The sequence below is a fragment of the Erythrobacter ani genome (assembly GCF_019204025.1).
Classification (GTDB): domain Bacteria; phylum Pseudomonadota; class Alphaproteobacteria; order Sphingomonadales; family Sphingomonadaceae; genus Erythrobacter; species Erythrobacter ani.
In genome coordinates this window covers 260,572-280,733 of the sequence record NZ_JAGSPB010000003.1, presented here as the reverse complement: position 1 = coordinate 280,733, position 20,162 = coordinate 260,572, and the positions used below count along the sequence as shown (strand labels likewise).

Annotated in this window: 20 protein-coding genes; 19 read left to right on the top strand and 1 reads right to left on the bottom strand. The window is 60.1% G+C overall.

Annotated elements, in window-relative coordinates:
- Positions 1-25: 25 nt before the first annotated feature.
- The 6 genes from pgi (at position 26) to KCG45_RS14125 (ending at position 7,500) form a co-directional block, all read left to right on the top strand.
- On the top strand, positions 26-1,573 hold the full coding sequence (gene pgi, locus KCG45_RS14150; RefSeq protein ID WP_218317942.1) for a glucose-6-phosphate isomerase: 1,548 nt from the start codon (positions 26-28) through the stop codon (positions 1,571-1,573).
- Positions 1,574-1,661: 88 nt separating this feature from the next.
- Positions 1,662-2,525: a M23 family metallopeptidase gene (locus KCG45_RS14145; RefSeq protein WP_218317941.1), complete on the top strand. Its 864-nt coding sequence runs from the start codon at positions 1,662-1,664 to the stop codon at positions 2,523-2,525.
- Positions 2,526-2,790: 265 nt separating this feature from the next.
- Positions 2,791-4,227: a DEAD/DEAH box helicase gene (locus KCG45_RS14140; RefSeq protein WP_218317940.1), complete on the top strand. Its 1,437-nt coding sequence runs from the start codon at positions 2,791-2,793 to the stop codon at positions 4,225-4,227.
- A gap of 114 nt (positions 4,228-4,341) precedes the next feature.
- Complete coding sequence (gene gorA / locus KCG45_RS14135; RefSeq protein ID WP_218317939.1) at positions 4,342-5,697, top strand: glutathione-disulfide reductase; 1,356 nt, start codon at positions 4,342-4,344, stop codon at positions 5,695-5,697.
- 55 nt (positions 5,698-5,752) lie between these two features.
- Entirely contained in the window at positions 5,753-6,778 is a 1,026-nt protein-coding gene (locus KCG45_RS14130; RefSeq protein ID WP_218317938.1) for an NAD-dependent epimerase/dehydratase family protein, read from the top strand.
- Positions 6,778-7,500, top strand: coding sequence for an SDR family oxidoreductase (locus KCG45_RS14125; RefSeq protein ID WP_218317937.1), 723 nt, complete (start codon positions 6,778-6,780; stop codon positions 7,498-7,500). Before KCG45_RS14130 ends, KCG45_RS14125 begins: the two co-directional genes overlap by 1 nt.
- On the opposite strand, the gene KCG45_RS14120 is transcribed toward KCG45_RS14125, so the two are convergent.
- Positions 7,484-8,629 carry an NAD(P)/FAD-dependent oxidoreductase gene (locus KCG45_RS14120; RefSeq protein ID WP_218317936.1) on the bottom strand — a complete coding sequence of 382 codons (1,146 nt, stop codon included), beginning with the start codon at positions 8,627-8,629 and terminating at the stop codon, positions 7,484-7,486. The two genes, KCG45_RS14125 and KCG45_RS14120, sit on opposite strands and share 17 nt — an antisense overlap.
- Positions 8,630-8,716: 87 nt before the next feature.
- Between KCG45_RS14120 and KCG45_RS14115 the strand changes: the two genes are divergently transcribed.
- The 13 genes from KCG45_RS14115 to KCG45_RS14055 all read left to right on the top strand — a co-directional run bounded on the left by KCG45_RS14115 (position 8,717) and on the right by KCG45_RS14055 (position 20,158).
- On the top strand, positions 8,717-10,249 hold the full coding sequence (locus KCG45_RS14115; protein WP_218317935.1) for an acyl-CoA carboxylase subunit beta: 1,533 nt from the start codon (positions 8,717-8,719) through the stop codon (positions 10,247-10,249).
- 9 nt (positions 10,250-10,258) lie between these two features.
- Positions 10,259-10,591 carry a Rap1a/Tai family immunity protein gene (locus tag KCG45_RS14110; protein WP_218317934.1) on the top strand — a complete coding sequence of 111 codons (333 nt, stop codon included), beginning with the start codon at positions 10,259-10,261 and terminating at the stop codon, positions 10,589-10,591.
- A 2-nt stretch (positions 10,592-10,593) separates the two neighbouring features.
- A complete protein-coding gene (gene mce, locus KCG45_RS14105) occupies positions 10,594-11,043 on the top strand; it encodes a methylmalonyl-CoA epimerase (RefSeq protein WP_218317933.1) in 450 nt (149 codons plus the stop codon).
- A gap of 25 nt (positions 11,044-11,068) precedes the next feature.
- Entirely contained in the window at positions 11,069-11,854 is a 786-nt protein-coding gene (locus KCG45_RS14100; protein ID WP_218317932.1) for an enoyl-CoA hydratase-related protein, read from the top strand.
- 62 nt (positions 11,855-11,916) lie between these two features.
- Positions 11,917-14,163, top strand: a complete 2,247-nt coding sequence (scpA, locus tag KCG45_RS14095; RefSeq protein ID WP_218317931.1) for a methylmalonyl-CoA mutase — start codon at positions 11,917-11,919, stop codon at positions 14,161-14,163.
- Positions 14,163-14,513 carry a hypothetical protein gene (locus KCG45_RS14090; RefSeq protein WP_218317930.1) on the top strand — a complete coding sequence of 117 codons (351 nt, stop codon included), beginning with the start codon at positions 14,163-14,165 and terminating at the stop codon, positions 14,511-14,513. The genes scpA and KCG45_RS14090 overlap by 1 nt, the downstream gene beginning before the upstream one ends.
- Positions 14,514-14,523: 10 nt before the next feature.
- Positions 14,524-15,534, top strand: a complete 1,011-nt coding sequence (gene bioB / locus KCG45_RS14085) for a biotin synthase BioB (protein WP_218318064.1) — start codon at positions 14,524-14,526, stop codon at positions 15,532-15,534.
- A gap of 17 nt (positions 15,535-15,551) precedes the next feature.
- Positions 15,552-15,740 (top strand): hypothetical protein, encoded by a 189-nt coding sequence (locus KCG45_RS14080; protein ID WP_218317929.1) that lies wholly within the window; start codon positions 15,552-15,554, stop codon positions 15,738-15,740.
- 3 nt (positions 15,741-15,743) lie between these two features.
- Entirely contained in the window at positions 15,744-16,541 is a 798-nt protein-coding gene (locus KCG45_RS14075; protein WP_218317928.1) for a heme-dependent oxidative N-demethylase family protein, read from the top strand.
- Entirely contained in the window at positions 16,538-16,969 is a 432-nt protein-coding gene (locus KCG45_RS14070) for a lysozyme inhibitor LprI family protein (protein ID WP_255548244.1), read from the top strand. Before KCG45_RS14075 ends, KCG45_RS14070 begins: the two co-directional genes overlap by 4 nt.
- Before the next feature lie 122 nt (positions 16,970-17,091).
- A complete protein-coding gene (locus KCG45_RS14065; RefSeq protein ID WP_218317927.1) occupies positions 17,092-17,526 on the top strand; it encodes a hypothetical protein in 435 nt (144 codons plus the stop codon).
- 97 nt (positions 17,527-17,623) lie between these two features.
- Complete coding sequence (locus tag KCG45_RS14060) at positions 17,624-19,660, top strand: acetyl-CoA carboxylase biotin carboxylase subunit (RefSeq protein WP_218317926.1); 2,037 nt, start codon at positions 17,624-17,626, stop codon at positions 19,658-19,660.
- 213 nt (positions 19,661-19,873) lie between these two features.
- Positions 19,874-20,158 carry a hypothetical protein gene (locus tag KCG45_RS14055; RefSeq protein ID WP_218317925.1) on the top strand — a complete coding sequence of 95 codons (285 nt, stop codon included), beginning with the start codon at positions 19,874-19,876 and terminating at the stop codon, positions 20,156-20,158.
- The last annotated feature ends 4 nt before the right edge of the window (positions 20,159-20,162 follow it).

The following is a 20,162-nucleotide window of genomic DNA, read 5'->3' as shown; positions in this document are numbered from 1 at the left end:
GTGAACGCGCAAAGGGGTTTGCCGAATGACTGCCGATACGATCTCCGAAATTTGGTCGAAACTCGAGACTGCGGAGCGGCGCACTTTGAGCCAATTGTTCGCGTCCGATCCGGAGCGTGTCGAGAATCTCAGCCAGCGGATCGAATTCGAGATTCCCGAGCATGGCATCAATGGGCTGCTTCTCGACTGGTCCAAGACGCATCTCGATAGTGATTTGCTCGATGCGTTCGAGGACCTTGCCGAAGCATCGGGGTTTGCCGTCGCTCGCCAAGCTTTGTTCGATGGCGGCATCGTCAATCCGTCCGAAGGGCGCCCGGCGACGCATGGCGCGATGCGCCGAAGCGGGACCGAAGCGCAGGTTGAAGAGGCGGAGGCGCTGCTTACGCGGATGGGGATGCTGGTCGAGGCAATCCATCAGGGAGCGCTGGGCGAAATCAAACACCTGATCCATATCGGTATTGGTGGATCGGCGCTCGGACCGGACCTCGCAGTCGATGCGCTGACCCGCGACCTCGAGCTGGTCGATGTGCATGTCGTGTCGAACATCGATGGCCTGGCGCTTGAGCAGGCTTTCGCCGCTTGCGACCCGCAGACGACACTGATCGCGGTCGCCTCCAAGACTTTCACCACGACCGAGACGATGACCAACGCCGAGAGCGCGCTGAAATGGCTCGCGGATAACGGCGTCGGCGATCCGAGCGGCCGGGTAATCGCGCTCACTGCCAATCCGGAGCGTGCAGTGGAATGGGGCGTCGACGAAACGCGTATTCTGCCGTTTCCCGAAAGCGTCGGCGGGCGGTACTCGCTCTGGTCGAGTATCGGTTTTCCCGTGGCGCTGGCGACCGGGATGGATGATTTTAGGGCGATGCTCGCGGGCGCGCACGCCATCGACACCCATTTTCGTGAGACCGAGGGGCGCGCGAACGCGCCGCTCCTGGCGGCCTTTGCCGATCGGTATTACGCCCGCGTGCGCGGCTGCCAGACCCGCGCGGTGTTCGCCTATGACGAGCGGCTCGCGCTGTTTCCCGACTATCTTCAGCAGCTCGAGATGGAATCGAACGGGAAAAGCGTGACGTCCGATGGCGATCCAGTCGGCGGACCGACTGCGGCAGTGACCTGGGGCGGGGTGGGCACCGATGCACAGCACGCCGTTTTCCAATTGCTGCATCAAGGTACGCACGTGATCCCGGTCGATTTCATCGCCAGCATTGCTGCGGGCGACGAACTGGACCCTGCGCACCACAAGGCGCTGCTCGCCAATTGTTTCGCGCAAGGCGCAGCATTGATGGCGGGCGGCAATATGAGCGCGGACGGGAAAGACCCTGCGCGCGGCTTTGCGGGAGACCGGCCTTCTGCAACCATCCTCGTCGATGATCTGGACGCCGGGATGCTGGGCGCGCTGATCGCGTTTCATGAGCACCGCACGTTTGCCAACGCCGTGCTGATGGGGATCAATCCGTTCGACCAGTTCGGCGTTGAGCTGGGCAAGAAGATGGCCAGAGACATGGAAGGCGGCGAAGGCGATTTTGATCCGAGCACCCGCTCGCTGATGGATGCGGCCGGGCTGGTTTGAGATTGTGTGAGTTTCGGGCGGAGTAGATTTCCTGCTTTTTTCAGCTTTCGTCATCCAGAATGGTATCGTCCTGGCGTTGATCGCCGCCTTGGCCCTTTCGCCGGGAATGCCACGCCGGGCGGCTGTTGCCCATATAGTCGGGGCAACTTCGGTCTTGCTTGGCCTGATGTTGGCGGGCGTCTGGGTTTACCCGCCCTTCTGGGGTTCGCTGGTTTACGTGGCGCTTTTTCTCATCGCCTCTCTGCGTTTCTATCTTAAGGCGTCGGGCGCTCATGAGCGCCGCTCTCAGCCTGCCTTTATCGTCGCGGTCGTGCTTGTTGCCATGGGATCGCTTCTAGGCTGGCAAGGTGTCACAGGCCGCATCGCACCAGCTGGTGACTTTATTGATCTGGCATCGCCGCTACCCGAGGGCGAGGGATATTGCGCACTGTCCGCCGGGGCCTCCGTCGCATTGAACCTGCACTACATCGAAGGCGAGAAGACGGCTGCACCGTCCGAAAAACATTCAGTTGACTTGATCCAGAAGAACGAATGGGGCTTTCGAACAGTCGTCGAGAAATCATGGGATCCCAAGCCGCTCGATCCTCTGGATTACGCGGTGTTCGGCGCGGCCATCCTTGCCCCGTGTGACGGGCAGGTCATCGAAAGCGTGGACGGAAAGCCCGATCAGTTGGCCGGGCACCGATACCGATCGCTCGACGGCGCGAATCTGGTGATGCTGCGGTGCGAGGGCGCAGACGTCTTGATGGCGCACTTTGAGCGAGGCAGCGTGAAAGTGAAGCAAGGCGACAGCATTGCGACGGGCCAGATTGTTGGTCGTGTCGGCAATTCCGGCAACACAGAGGAGCCTCACTTGCATATCCATGCACAGCGAACATTTGCAGAAGGAAAGATGGAGCCGGTTCCAATGCGCTTTGGCGGTAGGTATCTGGCGCGAGGGGACTGCCTTTGATGCACCAGAAGCCCTCGGTTGGGTCACCGGATAGTCGTTGCGCCAGAGCAGATGGACGTTGACTTTTTGCAATGCAGCATCCACATTACAGTCCAATTGAAACGCATCTGCCAGCGTGAAGCGGCGGTTCTGACATGAACCCGCCCCGGCAGCGTTTCACCCAATTCCCACAGCTTCCCATTTCACGCGGGCGGTTTTTACCCCCGCGCCGCGCGATGATTCCACATGGAATCCGTCCGCGCGCCGCTGACTATACGAGTTTTATTTGACACAGTTTTCAGATCTCGGGCTTTCGCAGCCCGTTCTTCAGGCCCTCGACATGAAGGGCTACGACACTCCCACTCCAATTCAGGAGCAGGCAATCCCGCCAGTGCTCGAAGGTCGCGACCTGCTCGGTATCGCGCAGACCGGCACTGGTAAGACTGCGGCGTTCATGCTGCCGAGCATTGATCGGCTGCGCGAGTCCGACAATCGCATTCCGTTCAAATCCTGCCGCATGCTCGTGCTCGCGCCGACGCGCGAATTGGCGACCCAGATTGCGGCGAGCGCCAAGGAATACGGCGCGCTCGCTGGGCTCAAGGTGCAATCGATCGTCGGCGGCACTTCGGTCAACAAAGACCGCAACAAGCTGCATCGCGGCACGGACATTCTGATCGCGACGCCGGGCCGCTTGCTCGACCTCATCGACCAGAAAGCGTTCAATCTCTCTGGCGTTGAAGTGTTGGTGCTCGATGAAGCCGATCAGATGCTCGATCTCGGGTTTATCCATGCACTGCGGACCATCAACAAGCTGGTGCCGAAAGAGCGCCAAACGCTGTTTTTCAGTGCGACGATGCCGAAACAGATCAAGGAGCTGGTGAGCGGATATTGCAATAATCCGGTGACCGTCAGCGTGACACCGGCGGCGACCACGGCGGAACGGATCGAACAATACCTTTTCATGGTCCAGCAGGACGAGAAGCAGGCGCTGCTCGAGCTCATGCTGTCCGGCAAGCATAGCGTGCCAGGCGACTTGGAACGCGTACTGATCTTCACCCGGACCAAGCACGGTGCAGACCGCGTGGTAAAGAAATTGCGCCAGCGCGGGATTGAATCGAATGCGATCCACGGCAACAAGTCGCAACCACAGCGTCAGCGTGCGCTCGACGAATTCCGCCGCGGCAAGGTCGCCATTCTTATCGCCACGGATGTGGCCGCGCGCGGTATCGATATTCCGGGTGTCAGCCATGTCATCAACTACGAATTGCCCAACGTGCCCGAACAATACGTGCACCGCATCGGACGCACGGCACGGGCCGGCAAGGATGGTGTGGCGATCGCTTTCTGTGCCGAGGATGAGCGGTCTTATCTGAAGGATATTCAGCGCAACACGGACGCAGAGCTTGAACGGCTCGACCTTCCCGAGAATTTTCGCGCAGTAGTCGAGGGCGTTGGTCCGACCAAACCGCCGCCCAAGGGCCAGACGCGCGTTTCGCAGAAGAAAATCCGTCCGCGTCCTGCCGGCGGAGGGAAGCCGCGCGGCGATGGTCCGCCTCGGGGGGAAAGCGCCACTGGCGGCAAGCCCAAGCGCAAGCATCCGAGCCGGCAGGGCAGGCCCAAGAATGCAGGTGGCGGTGCACGTCCCGGCGGCGGTCAGCGCCGCGGCGGAGGCGGCGGTCGCCGCAAGGGTGGCGGTGGCGGATCACGCTCCGCTCAAGCCTGAGCCGTACTGTAACTCTTCGTACCTGACTCTCGAATAGCCAGCTGTCCTGCGCGTGGTTGGCAATTGCTGCTGGCCGCGCCATAGGGCTCAGGCATTCAATCAGGAGCATCAGGCATGGCAGAACCCGAATATGATTTCGATCTATTCACAATCGGTATCGGATCGGGAGGCACACGCGCCAGCCGCGTAGCGGCGGCACACGGCGCGCGCGTTGCTGCGGCAGAAGAGCACCGCGTTGGTGGAACCTGCGTCATTCGCGGCTGCGTTCCCAAGAAGATGCTCGTATACGGCGCACAATTTGCCGAGGATCTCGAGGATTGCCAGGAATTTGGTTGGACCATTGAGGGCAAAAGCTTCGATTGGGTGAAGTTGCGCGATCACGTGATGAAGGACGTCGACCGGATCGAGAGCATCTACACCGATACGCTCGACAAGCACGATGTCACACTGTTCCATGAGCGCGCGGAGATCACCGGCGACCATGAAATTACGCTCGCAAGCGGCAAGGTTGTGACGGCAAAATACATTCTCATTGCCACGGGAGCATGGCCGCACGTGCCCGAATTCGAGGGGAGCGATCACTGCATCACCTCGAATGAAGCTTTCCATCTCGACGCGATCCCGCGCCGCGTCTTGATCGCAGGCGGAGGATATATTGCGAACGAGTTCGCGGGTATCTTCAATGAATTCGGAAGCAAGGTCGTCATTGCCAACCGGTCCGATGTGATCCTGCGCAGTTATGATTTCTCCCTGCGCGACCGCTTGATGCAGATTTCCATGACCAAAGGCATCGAGTTCTGCTTCCACGCGGAATTCGAATATGTTCGCAAAAACGATGATGGCAGCTTTGCCGTCAAGATGACCAATCATGATGAGCGCGAATTCGATTGCGTCATGGTTGCGACCGGGCGCGTGCCGAATACCAAGGGGCTGGGGCTCGATAATGTCGGCGTAGAGCTCGGCAAAAAAGGCGAGATCAAGGTCGACACGTTCAGCAAGTCCAGCGTCGACTATATCTATGCCGTTGGTGACGTGACCGACCGAGTCCAGCTGACTCCGGTCGCGATCAGAGAAGGTCAGGCATTCGCGGACAGCATGTTCGGCGGTGTGGAGCCCTATTGCGTCGACCACTCCTGTATCCCGAGCGCGGTTTTCAGCCATCCTCCGATCGCTTCGGTGGGACTGAACGAACGAGAGGCCAAGGATCAGTACGGCAAAGTCGCCGTCTATCAATCCGATTTTCGCCCGATGAAAAACGTCGTCGCCGGTCGCAACGAACGCAGTCTGATCAAGATGATTTGCGACGACGCCAATGGCAGAATCCTCGGCATCCATATGATCGGTCCGGATTCGCCCGAGATCATGCAGGCGGCTGCCGTTGCCGTGAAAGCCGGAATGAACAAGGCCGATTTCGACGCGACGACGGCGATCCACCCAACCGTTGCCGAAGAGCTGGTGCTGCTGCGCTAGGGTGCAAAGCCGCGAAATTCGTCTAGGTTGCCAGCAGACCTAGGGGGAGAGCGCCATGGCGAACACGATTCTAGTTACCGGGGGCACCGGCTATATCGGCGGGGAGATCATCGATCAGGCACTCACTGCCGGTAAAACGGTGCACACGACCGTCCGCAGCACAGCAAAGAGCGAGCCACGCTTGCGCGAGCGCTGGCCTGATGCCGGCGAGCGGCTCAAAGTTTTTCAGGCCGACCTTGAGAATGACGAAGGTTGGACGGAGGCCTGCGAGGGTTGCGACGGAGTGGCGCATGTCGCATCACCGTTTCCGATCTCGGTTCCGAAAAGCGCCGATGAGCTGGTGGAACCGGCCCGCGCAGGCGCCATGCGGGCCCTCACATTTGCGCAGGCGGCGGGGATCAAGCGGTTCGTTCTGACCAGCTCGGCGGCAGCTATTGCGTACGGCCACCCACCAGGTCAGTCGGTGTTCGACGAGAGAGATTGGACCGACCTCAATAATCCTAGTGTGCCGCCTTATCACCGGTCGAAAACGGTCGCCGAGCGCGATTCTCGCGCTTGGGTGGCAGCGCATGCGCCCGAGATGGCTTTTTGCTCGATCAATCCCGTCGCAGTTCTTGGTCCTGTTCCCAATGATGACTTGTCGACATCGATTGCGCTCGTGCAGCGATTGGTTACCGGCGAGATTCCGGCGATTCCGGATCTCGGGTTTGGAATTGTCGATGTGCGCGATGTCGCGAAGGCACATTTGTTGGCGCTCGACGCACCAGAGGAGAGCGTGCGAAACGAACGCTTCGCCGTATCCGACAAGTTTCTCTGGATGAAAGACATCGCCGAGATAATTCGCGAGCGGACACCAGCCTATGCGGGTAAGGTTCCCAGCCGCAAACTGCCGAGTGTACTGGTCAGGCTGCTTGCGCCGCTGGTCGCAGATCTAAAGCAGATCAAGGGGGAGCTTGGCAGAACTCGGGACGTTTCGGGCAAGCATGCGAGTGAAGTGCTGGGCTTCGATTACATTCCCGCCGCGGAGAGTGTGGAGGCGACCACACGGAGTCTGGTCGAGCGCGGGATTGTGAAATTCTGATGGAAGTCTCTGGCAAAACGATTCTTCTGACGGGCGGCACAGCTGGGATCGGGCAGGAACTCGCTCGGCAGCTCAAGACTAAGGGCGCGGGTGTGGCGCTCACGGGCCGCAATCCGGAACGGATTGCTGCGATGGAGGCGGAAGGGTTCGAGACGATCGCTGCAGATCTATCCAATCCCGCAGGTGTCGATGCGCTGATCGCGGCCTGGGGTGAGCGCGAGCTGGACGTGCTGATCAACAATGCCGGGCAATTGGTGGATCATGATTTTCGCAAAGGATCGCCCGATGCGGATGCGGCGGACGATGGCATCTATGCCAATCTCAGCGCACCGATCCGACTCATCACGGGTCTGATCGGGCTGCTCCGAGCGAGGCCGCAATCTGCCATCGTCAACGTTACCTCGGGTCTTGCGATCGCGCCCGCTGCACGTCAGCCGGTCTACTGCGCGACGAAAGCGGGGCTGCGTTTTTACTCGCTGGCTTTGCGCGAGCAACTGAAAGAAACGAATGTCAGAGTGATCGAAGCGCTCCCGCCGGTCGTGGATACGCAAATGAACGACGGCAATCCGATGAAGAAGATGTCACCGCAGGAATGCGCTCGTCAAATAGTCAGCGCGATCGAGAATGACCGTGATGAGGCCAATATCGGGATGACGCGGCTCTTGCGGAGAGTGGAATCGATATCGCCCGCAATTGCGAAGCGCCTCACTCTGAAATTCTGACCTGGCATCTTTCGGGTGCGAACAGTTTTGGGTGGACATCGGCGGCAGCCATATCGCGCGGCCATTCGCTATCAAGCATCAGGGCTTCACCGATCCGGGCAAGGGCGGGGCTGGTCTGGAACCCGTACCCTCCCTGTCCAGCAAACCAGAAAAAGTTGGGCGTGTCCTGCGGATAGCCGATGACGGGCAATTCGTCAGGCGCAAAGCTTCGCAGGCCGGCCCAGCTATGGGCGATGCGGCGGATGGGGAGCGTGGTCGCCTGCTGAACACGGTCAGCGATGGTGGCAATATCCAACTCCTCGGGCGCAGCGTCGCAAGGCGTGCTGGCGTGCTCGTCCATCGGGGAGGCAAGCAGCCGGCCGTTCCCTTCGGGCAGGATGTAAAAGCCTGCGCCAACTGTCTTGGTGAAGGGCCATAGCGAAACATCGACGCCGCCGGGCCCGCCGAAGGAGATCACTGTTCGGCGGCGCGGTTCTATGCCGATCTTCCTGACGCCAGCCAGATCCGCGATCTCATCTGCCCACGCGCCCGCTGCGTTCACCAAGCGTTTGGCCCGAAATGGTCCGGCAGCGCTTTGTACAGCCCAGCGGCCGCTTTCCCTTTCGATTGCCGTCACGCGGGCCCCGGTCAGGAGATTGCCTCCCGCCATGCGCAAGTCCTTGAGGTGTCCCTGGAGCATGGCGTCGGTATCCAGCTTCAGCGCGCCGTGATCGACGATGGCCTCATGGCAAAATTCCGGGCCGGCTCGCAGCACGGGCAGCAGCGTGAGCGCCTCCTCACCCGAAATCCGCGCGAAGTCACATCCGAACGCGCGGTGCACTTCTTCAAGCGCATCGAGTTCATGCGCCTGCTCTGACCGAGCGATATGGAGTGCTGGATGTTTGACGGCGTAAGGCGCCCGTTCATCTCCGGGCGGCGCGGCGAGATCGGGAAGGCTAAGCGCGGTGAGCGTGCGAACAACACGCTCGCCAAGGCCGAAATGCGCAATCGCGACGCTGCGGCCCGAAGCGTGATAGCCCGGCGCGCTCTCCGCCTCGAGCACGATGGTCTCACCATGGCGCGCAATTTGCGCGGCGAGCGAAAGCCCCGCAATCCCGCCGCCGATGATGAGCGTCTCGACTTCGCACATTGACGATTCCTCTTTTTTGACACGTTGACGCCCCGGCGCCGCTAAGGCAACGACCCGCAAACGCAAAGCCAATCAGGGGACGCAGCAATGTCTGCCAATATCGCCGAAATGGAACGCCGCCGTGCCGCCGCAAAGCTGGGCGGCGGTGAAAAGCGAATCGCCGCGCAGCACGCCAAGGGGAAGCTGACCGCGCGTGAACGGCTCGATGTGCTGCTGGACGAAGGCAGCTTCGAAGAGCTGGACCGCTATGTAGAGCACGATTGCGTCGATTTCGGCATGGCCGAGCAGCGCATCCCAGGCGACGGTGTCGTCACCGGTAGCGGCACGATCAATGGTCGGCTCGTCTATGTTTTCTCTCAGGATTTCACAGTCTTCGGCGGCTCTCTTTCCAAACGTCATGCGGAAAAGATTTGCAAGGTGATGGACACCGCGATGAAGGTCGGTGCGCCTGTGATCGGTCTCAACGACTCCGGCGGCGCGCGTATCCAGGAAGGTGTGGCGTCACTCGGCGGCTATGCCGAAGTGTTCCAGCGCAACGTGCTGGCGAGCGGCGTCATTCCGCAGATCAGCCTTATCATGGGACCATGCGCGGGCGGGGCGGTGTACTCGCCAGCCATGACCGATTTCATCTTTATGGTGAAAGACAGCTCGTACATGTTCGTGACCGGACCGGAAGTGGTGAAGACCGTCACCAACGAGGAGGTTACGCAGGAAGAACTGGGTGGGGCGATCACGCACACGACCAAGACCAGCGTTGCCGATATCGCATTCGAAAACGATATCGAGACGCTTTTGGCGACGCGGGATTTCTTCAATTACCTACCGCTATCCAACCGTGAGCAAGTGCCCGAACTGCCCACGAGCGACCCGTGGGACCGCGAGGAAAAAAGCCTCGACACGCTGATCCCGGACAATGCGAACCAACCTTACGACATGCACGAGGTCATCTCGAAAACGGTCGATGAAGGGACGTTCTTCGAGATCCAGCCCGCGCATGCGGCGAACATCATCTGCGGCTTCGGCCGGGTCGAGGGGCGCACCGTGGGCGTGGTCGCGAACCAGCCGATGGTGCTGGCGGGCGTGCTCGATATCAACTCGTCGAAGAAGGCCGCGCGCTTCGTGCGGTTCTGCGACGCGTTCGAGATCCCGATCGTGACCTTCGTCGACGTGCCCGGCTTCCTGCCCGGAACTTCGCAGGAATTGGGCGGCATCATCAAACACGGTGCGAAGCTGCTGTTCGCCTATGCCGAGGCGACCGTGCCAAAGATCACCGTGATCACCCGCAAGGCCTATGGCGGCGCCTATGACGTGATGGCCTCGAAACACCTGCGCGGCGATCTGAACTACGCATGGCCGACCGCCGAAATCGCGGTGATGGGTGCAAAGGGTGCGGTGGAGATCATCTTCCGCCAGGACCGCGACGATCCGGACAAGATCGCCGAGAAAACGAAGGAATACGAAGACCGCTTCGCCAACCCGTTTGTGGCGGCGCAGCGTGGGTATATCGACGAGGTGATATACCCTCGGAACACGCGAAAGCGGATCGCTCTAGGGCTCAGGAAACTGCGGACGAAGCAGTTGGAGAACCCGTGGAAGAAGCATGACAATATTCCGCTTTGATGAGGTTTTATGGTTGAGAAAAGTGATTTCAGTTCCTGCTATCTAACAGGCGGTGATCTTCTAACAGAACTGCAAACTTCTGAGAGTGGCGACGACTATATCGCGGCGCTCGCACACGCCTATGGCTACATCGCCGCCGTGGTCGATGCTCATTTTTTATTCTCGGCAGCCGAAGACTTTCCTGCTGTTTTCGAGTTCCCCAAGTGCGACTTTGGGCAAATCGTTTCTTTGATATATCGAGATTTGGATGCAGAGCCAGAATTGCTCGATGGCACAGCAGCCAGCCTGATCGTGCGCATACTTCAGAGGCACTTCCCTTCGAATGATAGGCTAAGAGGCTGAAAATGAAACTAGGCCGTCTCAACCATATCGGCGTTGCAACGCCCTCCATTGCGGACTCCATTGTGCATTACCGCGACACGATGGGGGCGACGTCTATTCACAAACCCTTCGACCTGCCCGAGCAGGGGGTGAAGGTCTGTTTTGTCGATACGCCCACCGATTCAGGAATGAACGGTACCCAAATCGAGCTGATCGAACCGTTGGGCGAGATGTCCGCGATCAACAACTTCCTTGAGAAAAACCCGCTCGGCGGGCAGCATCATGTCTGTTTCGAGGTCCCTGATATCGAGGAAGCACGCGCCGAATTCGAGGTCATGGGCAAGCGCATCCTCGGCCCCACGCGCATCGGTGCGCACGGTACGCCTATCTTTTTCGTCCATCCCAAGGATATGCAGGGCATGCTTACAGAGATCATGGAAACGCCCAAGGAAGGCGCGCATTGGTCAAACTGATCCGCGCTTCGCAAAGAGAGAAATCATGTCCTACGAAACCATCCGTGTCGAACAAGACGGCCCGCTGACCACCATCACGCTCAACCGGCCGGATCGGCTCAATGCCATGCCACCGCAGATGGCGAACGAGATCGGGCAGGTGTTTTACGATCTGGGCGACAGCCGCGCGGTGCTAATTACGGGGGAGGGTAAGGGATTTTGCTCAGGCGCAGACCTTTCTGCGCGCGGAAGCGATAATGCGCTTACCGGCAAGGGTGGCAGCCACGAGGCGCTGTCAAACCATTACAATCCCGCGATCAGCCACCTGATCCGCGCCGACGTGCCGGTGATCTGCGCGGTCAACGGTCCGGCGGCGGGTGTGGGGTGCAGTCTGGCGCTGGCGGCGGATTTCACGATTGCCGCAAAAAGCGCCTATTTCCTGCAAGCTTTCGTCAATATCGGCCTTGTGCCCGATGGCGGATCGACCTGGCTGCTCGCCCGCGCCATCGGCCGACCGCGCGCCACCCGCATGATGATGCTTGGCGAAAAGATCAGCGGCGAGCAGGCGGAAGAATGGGGCCTCGTCTACAAATGCGTCGATGACGAATTGCTGATGGACGAAGCGCGCGCTCTGGCGGCGAAACTCGCGAACGGTCCGACGCTCGCTTATGCGGCGATGAAGCGCAATATCGCGACCGCGCTCGATGGCAATCTGCAGCAGGTGTTGCTGGCCGAGGCCGAGGCCCAGCACAAAGCAGGCGCAAGCGCGGATGCGCGCGAGGGCGGCAAGGCGTTTCTTGAAAAGCGCAAGGCGGAGTTCAAGGGCGCCTAGCAGGCGATCTCTTTTGCGCCGCGCCCTTTTACGCCGGGCGAATGTGTGATTAGAGGCGTGCCATGACCGATACAAACAAATCTCGGCCGACCCCCGCCGACTGGAAAGCCCTGGCCAACAAGGAATCTAAGGGGCGTGACCTCACGTGGGAGACGCCCGAAGGCTTCGATATCAAGCCGCTTTATACCGAAGCGGATCACGCAGATTTCGATCCGGGCCTGCCTGGCTTTCCGCCGTTCACGCGCGGGGTAAAAGCGAGCATGTACGCCGGGCGTCCCTGGACAATCCGGCAATATGCTGGCTTCTCGACCGCCGAAGAATCGAACGCGTTTTATCGCCGGAATCTCGCAGCCGGGCAAAAGGGGCTTTCGGTCGCCTTCGACCTCGCCACCCACCGCGGTTATGACAGCGACCATGCGCGCGTCGTCGGCGATGTCGGCAAGGCCGGAGTCGCAATCGACACGGTTGCCGACATGGAAATCCTGTTCGACCAGATCCCGCTCGATACGATGAGCGTCTCCATGACAATGAACGGCGCGGTGATCCCGGTGATGGCGTTTTACATCGTCGCGGCGGAGCGATCGGGCGTAGCGCGAGAAAAGCTTTCGGGAACGATTCAGAATGACATTCTGAAGGAGTTCATGGTTCGCAACACCTACATCTACCCACCAGAACCGAGCATGCGGATCGTCTCAGATATCATCGCATATACGTCGGCCAACATGCCGAAATTCAATAGCATTTCGATCAGCGGCTATCACATGCACGAAGCCGGGGCGACAGCCGTGCAGGAACTCGCCTTCACGATCGCCGATGGTAAGGAATATGCCCAACGCGCGATGGCGACCGGCCTCGACATCGATGCGTTTGCGGGCCGCCTTTCCTTCTTTTTCGGCATCGGCATGAACTTCTTCATGGAGATCGCAAAGCTGCGCGCCGCGCGTACACTCTGGTACCGTGTGATGGACGGGCTGGGCGCGAAGAAGGACCGGTCCAAGATGCTGCGCACGCATTGCCAGACCAGCGGTGTCTCGCTGCAAGAGCAAGACCCCTACAACAACGTCATGCGCACCACGATCGAGGCGATGGCCGCGACGCTCGGCGGGACGCAGAGCCTTCACACCAATGCGCTCGATGAAGCCATCGCGCTCCCTACGGACTTCTCTGCCCGCATCGCGCGCAATACGCAGCTCGTGCTGCAAGAGGAAAGCGGGATCACCAATGTCGTCGATCCGCTGGGTGGATCGCATTACATCGAGGCTCTCACCGCCACCTTGGTAGAGGAAGCCGAGAAACTCATGGCCGAGGTCGATCAGGCGGGCGGCATGACGGCCTATGTCGCAACCGGTGCGCCCAAGGCGGCGATCGAGCGCGCTGCGGCAGAAAAGCAGACGAGCGTCGACAAGGGTGAGACCGTGATTGTCGGGGTCAACAAATACCGCAAGGACAAGGAAGACCCGATCGAGACGCTGGACATCGACAACGCGAAAGTGCGCAAAGGCCAGATCGCGCGGATCGAACAGGTCAAAGCAGCGCGTGACGAGCAGAAATGCCAGGCTGCGCTTGAGGCCCTTAAAGTGGCAGCAGAAACGGATCCTGCGGCGGCTCGCGCGGCGCTGGGCGATGGCCGCGATGAGCGCGGCGTGCCTCTACCACCCAAAGTGATCGCCGAGATGGAGGCGAAGGGCGATGTGAACCTCCTCGCCAAGGCTGTCGAAGCGGCGCGTGCCGATGCGACACTGGGCGAGATTTCCGCAGCGATGGAACAGGCCTTCGGTCGCCACGATGCCACGCCTAAGCCGGTCAGCGGTGTCTACAAGAGCGCGTATGAATTCGACCGCCGTTGGGCACAGGTTACCGACGGTGTGGCCGCGGTCGAGCGCCGTCTGGGACGCAAGCCCCGCATCATGGTGGCCAAGATGGGCCAGGACGGCCACGATCGCGGCGCAAACGTGATCGCGAGCGCGTTTGCCGACTTGGGCTTCGAGGTGATCTCCGGCCCGCTGTTCCAGACGCCCGAGGAAGCGCGCGATACCGCCCTGGAGGCGGATGTGGATGTCGTCGGCGCCTCTTCGCTAGCCGCAGGCCACAAGACTTTGATTCCAGAACTGATCCGCTTGCTGAAAGAAGCGGGCCGCGCGGATATCAAGGTAACAGCCGGCGGGGTGATCCCGGCCAGCGATTATGATTTTCTGCGCGAAGCGGGAGTGCAGGGAATCTACGGCCCCGGCTCGAACGTGGTCGAATGCGCAGCGGACATCCTGACGCTGCTGGGCCACAACATGCCGCCTGCGGGGGATGAAATCTGATGGACAATGCGGAAGAGACGCTGGGCGTAAAGGTGGACGAGCGAGATCCAGACCTGCTTCTTTATGACTTTCTGAAGTATCTGGCGACGATTGCACTGCTGATTCTTGGTGCGGTGCTTTCGCTGGCGGCGCCTGAAATTGGATTATCCAGAAGACGGATAGCGCTCATCGTCGTCGTGGTAGCGGCGGCTGCGTTCATCGCCATCGTCGCTGCCGACCGTATCGTGGTACTCCGTGCTGAAGGCAAGGCGCTAGACCGTTGGGTCCATTGGTCGCGGGGCGCCTGCATGTGGTTGCTCGCGCTGGGTACCGGCTTTTTTCTTTCTAATTGGATTAATGGGTTCGATTGAGATGGAAACGATGCTTTCGATCCGCACCGACTGGAGCCGCGAGGAAATCGCAGAGCTGTTCGACTTACCATTTACCGAGTTGCTTTTCCGCGCGGCGACGATCCACCGCGAGAACCATCCGCCCGAACAGATACAGCTCTGCACTTTGCTTAGCATCAAGACTGGCGGGTGTCCGGAGGATTGCGGCTATTGCTCGCAGTCGGTGAAGGCCCACAGCGGGGTCGAGGCGACCAAGCTGATGGATGTGCAGGCCGTTCTCCAGCGCGCGGCGCAAGCCAAGGACGCAGGATCGCAGCGCTTCTGCATGGGCGCCGCCTGGCGCAACCCCAAGGACCGCGACATGCCTGCAATCGTCGAGATCGTGAAGGGCGTGAGCGACATGGGGCTTGAAACCTGCATGACGCTCGGCATGCTGGAGCCGCATCAGGCAGAAATGCTCGCCGAGGCGGGGCTCGATTATTACAACCACAACATCGACAGCAGCCCTGAATATTACGAGCGGGTGATCTCGACCCGCGATTTCCAGTGCCGCCTCGACACGCTCGGCCACGTGCGCAGCGCCGGGATAAACGTGTGCTCGGGCGGGATCGTCGGGATGGGCGAAACCCGCGATGACCGCGTCGGCTTCATCCATACGCTGGCAACACTTCCCGAACATCCGGAGAGCGTGCCCGTCAACGCACTTGTTCCGGTGAAGGGCACTGTGCTGGGCGACATGCTGGCCGATACGCCGATGGCCAAGATCGACGATATCGAGTTCGTGCGTACGGTCGCTGCCGCTCGCATCACGATGCCAATGAGCATGGTCCGGCTGTCAGCCGGTCGCGAGTCCATGTCGGAGGCCACACAGGCCCTGTGCTTCCTTGCTGGCGCAAACTCGATTTTTACTGGTGACAAGCTTTTGACAGCGCCCAATGCGGGTGATGATAGCGATGGTGCTTTGCTCGCGAAGCTTGGCATGACAGCGCTCCAGGGGGACGAGCCGGCTCGAGCGTGCAAAGTGAGTGAGCCTGCGGAGTGAAAGCGCACCTCGGCAGAATGACCGTTTTCTTCGGTTTCATGGGCATGGGCCTATGGGGCTTTGTTTCGCTACCTCTAGGCTGGGGTATCGCTTCGCTGGTCGCTGCTTTCCTCGCCGGAGGATCGCTTTCGATGCTTGTCTTCGAGAGGCTGGCTAGCGAGGAGCAGCGCACGGCCTACCTCAAAGCGCGCCTGTTCAACGACTGAGCGATGTCACTCGGCTTCTCCGTCGATGCGTTGCTGCCGAAAGCGCGGATGGGCGGAAAGCTCAAAATGGGGCTCGTCCGGATCGATGATGAACAATGGCTCCAGCCCGCGCCCGATCTTACCGCCCGGCGGCGAGCATTTGCGGAGTGGCCCGAAGCGATCCAGCTGGCAAATGATGCTGCTGCTGGCGCTGCGGGTATGGAGCTTGCCAAGCTGCTTGGCGTGGAGGGTGCCCTTGCCGAGGCTGCACAGACTGCGCATGAGGACATGTGCTTGCTGACCCGCGCGGATGGTGAGGACGTGTACCGGCTCATCGGCGCGGCGGTCGCGTGGCCTACGGATTGGCAACCGAAGGAAAAGATCGGCCTGCCGCTGCGCGCGCTTCATGCGCCGATCGCAGGGTACGAAGCACAACTCGCAACCGGGGTCGATCGGTTCATGGATACTTTGAAGCCGGGGCCGATCTACGGAAGGTGCAACTGGTTCATCGCGCCGACGGGAGAGCGGCGATGGCTGACTGCGGGAAAGCCGGGAGAGCAATTCGCCCATGTGACGCGCCAGAACGCCGGCGAGACGCTGTTTGTGCGATCCGAACGTCAGACGTTGCGCCGTCTTCCCGAAACGAGCGCGATCCTCTTCACGATCGGCATTTACGTCGAGCCGCTCGGCGCCCTGAGGCCTCACAACATTGCCAGTCTTGCTCAGGCCGCACGAACGCTGCTCGCGGGCGAGGGTGACCGGCGCGGCGCACCGGCCTATGCCGATAGCCTGATTGCTTTCGCCAAGGACAGTCTCGGATGATGCTGCAAATTTTCACATCGCTGCTGCTTCTCGCGCATCCCGCATCGCAGGATGCATCTCCCGATCCAGACTGGGATTGCGCCAACCCCGTCCAGCAGCAGGAAATGAATTGGTGTGCGGCGAATGAATTCGTGCTCGCTGATGCCGAGCTCAATCGGCAGTGGGCACGGACGAGCGCTGCGATGCGGATGAGAGACGATGCGTGGGGAGACGACGTTAGTCCTGATTGGGACGCACGCCCGGGATGGTTCGATAGCCTGTTGGAGGCGCAACGCGCCTGGCTGACTTTTCGTGACGCGCATTGCAGGATCGATGGATATGCTGCGCGTGGCGGCAGCCTCGAGCCGCTTCTGGTTTCGACTTGCCAAACAGCCCTTACGAAAACGCGCACTCAGGAACTGCGCGACCTGGAAGACTGGGATCGGTGAAAATGCGATGTGGCGCATTTTTACAAGAGCCCCCTCTTCCCGTGTTTTGAAAGGACAGTAGAAGAGTGCATGGCGGGCGAAATGCTCGGCAAGGGTCACATTATCGTAAGAGGGGAACGATTATGCGAAAGACATTGCTCATCGCTGCAGCGATTGCATTACCAATGACAGCTACACCGGTGCTTGCCGACAACCATGCTGCTGGCGAACCGGAACTGCTCGACCAGGATTGGCACCGGGTGAATTTCGTCCGCTTCCACGAAGGCAAACAAGGACGAGCCAGCGAGATCATCGGGATGTTTCAAAAAGCCGATGAAGCCGTCGGTCGTACACCGCCCATCATGATCCACATGAATACCGGCCCGTGGCACATGATCGGGGCCTTTCCGATGAAGGAAGGTATTGCATCGATGGGGTGGGCCGAAACCGCCGATGACAAGGCATGGCGAGATGCGTTCGCCGAGATCGCAGGCGGACCTGATGAGGCGCGGGCGCTGTGGGAGGAATTCTCCTCGCTCATTGCAGAGCGTCAGCGCCATGTGGGACACACGCATTAAAGCTCTGGGGCAGATTGCCCACATTCGTTAGCTTGATCGGGACCTTCGGGAGCGGCATAGGCGTTGCGACGTCTTTCCATCCTTTCGGAGGTCCCGTTTGTTTTCCAAGATATTGATTGCCAATCGCGGCGAGATTGCGTGCCGTGTCATCACGACGGCGCGCAAGATGGGAATCGCGACGGTCGCGGTCTATTCGGATGCGGACGCACGAGCGCCTTTCGTCCGCATGGCAGATGAAGCGGTGCATATCGGCCCGGCGCCGGCCTCGGAAAGCTACCTGGTGCCTGAGAAGATCATCGCTGCTTGCAAGGAAACGGGGGCAGAGGCTGTCCATCCGGGCTACGGCTTTCTGTCGGAGCGGGCGAGCTTTGTCGAAGCGCTCGAAGCGGAGAACATCGCCTTTATAGGTCCGCCCCCCGGTGCGATCGCTGCAATGGGCGACAAGATCGAATCCAAGAAACTGGCCCGCGAAGCTGGCGTGAACGTGGTACCCGGTTTTGTCGGCGAAATTCGCGACACTGAGCATGCCGTCGAGATTTCGAACGATATCGGTTACCCGGTGATGATGAAGGCATCGGCCGGCGGCGGGGGCAAGGGTATGCGTCTCGCTTGGTCGGAAAAAGATGTGCGCGAAGGGTTCGAGGCGACCAAGCGCGAAGGGCTCAATTCGTTCGGCGACGACCGTGTCTTTATCGAGAAATTCATCGAAAACCCGCGCCATATCGAAATCCAGATCCTGGGCGACAAGTATGGCAACGTACTTTATCTGAACGAGCGCGAGTGTTCGATTCAGCGCCGTCACCAGAAGGTCGTCGAAGAGGCTCCTTCGCCCTTTGTCACGCCCAAGATGCGCAAGGCGATGGGCGAGCAGTGCGTCGCGCTTTCCAAAGCGGTCGATTACCACTCGGCAGGCACGGTCGAACTCATTGTCAGCGGCGCCGATCCGACCGGAGAGAGCTTCTATTTTCTTGAAATGAATACCCGGCTTCAGGTCGAACACCCGGTGACCGAAGCGATCACCGGTATCGATCTGGTCGAGCAGATGATCCGCGTCGCGGCTGGCGAAAAGCTCGAACTTACGCAGGACGATGTCGGTATCGATGGCTGGTCGATCGAGAACCGGGTCTATGCCGAAGATCCCTACCGCGGGTTTCTGCCCTCGACCGGCAGGCTGGTTGAATACGAGCCGCCTGTCGAAGGCTGGAGCGACGATGGCGAAGTCGCCGGAAAGCCGCGCCGCGGTGTCGCGCATGGCGTGGGCGCTATTCGCGTCGACGACGGTGTTTTCGAAGGTGGCGAAGTTTCGATGTTCTACGATCCGATGATCGCCAAGCTGGTGACTTGGGCACCCACCCGCGAAGAGGCCGCCGATCTCCAGATCGAGGCCCTCGACAATTTCCGCATTCGAGGGCTCGGCCACAATGTCGATTTCCTGAGCGCAATCATGCAGCATGAACGGTTCCGCTCGGGCGAGTTGACCACAGGTTTTATTGCCGAGGAATATCCCGACGGCTTCACCGGGGCACCCGCCGATGATGCGTGGCTCCGTCAGCTCGCGGCTCTGTTTGCCGGAGCGGAATTCACCGAGCAGGTTCGTGCGCGCCAGATTTCAGGCCAGTTGAATGGGAGCGACAATCCGCCGTCGCTGTGGATGGTCAAGATCGATGGCCGCGAATTTGAAGTCCTGCTCGAACAAGGCGGTGCGATCGTCGATGGTAAGCCCCTGCGCGGCACCTGGGACTGGGAAGTCGGTATGCCGATCGCGCAGGTCACCGGCGACAATGAAATGGCCGTTCAGATCGAGCGCATCGGAGTGCGGTGGAGAATGACCACACGCGGTGCTTCCCATGAGGCATTGGTGCTTCCGGCGGGCATCGCGTCGCTGTCCGCGCATATGATCGAGAAAGTGCCGCCAGATCTGTCAAAGATGCTGATCTGCCCGATGCCGGGGATGCTGGTTAAGCTTCATGTGAGTGAAGGGGAAGATGTGCAGCCAGGCCAGCCGCTCGCCACGGTCGAAGCGATGAAGATGGAAAACATCCTGCGCGCAGAAAAAGAGGGAAGGATCGCGGCAATCAATGCCGAGGAAGGCGAAAGCCTTGCCGTGGACGCGGTGATTCTGGAACTCGAGTAATTCGCCTGCCGCGACCGAATTCGAATCGAAAAGATGGAAGTAAGAATGCGTACCGCGGATATGTGATTATTTCCAAGCGGTTGTACGCGAGCGACAATCTTTGCGGCTCGTCGCATTTTTAGGCGCTTCGGACTCGCATCTCCAAGACGATTTGAGGAAACTTTGCGTCATGAGTCGTCCATCGCGGCGACGGGCAAACAGGCGGAGTGGATAGTGGCAAAGCGAGGCACGGGATATTTCGATCGCAGGGGCAATTTCTTCAAGTCTCCGCGCGACGCAACGGCAAGCGATATTGCCGCCTTACTCGGGCAAATCGGCGACGGAGAAAGCCTTGCGCCGGGTATCGCGCATATGCTGCTGGAACGGCGCAGCGATATCGAGCGTTTGTTCGAAGAACACGACGAGATGATGGCAGAGCAGGAGCCCGCCAAATCGCCTTCATCGCTGACGGACATAAGCGCAAAGGTTTCCAAACTGCCGAGCCGACCTGCAGTCTAAAACC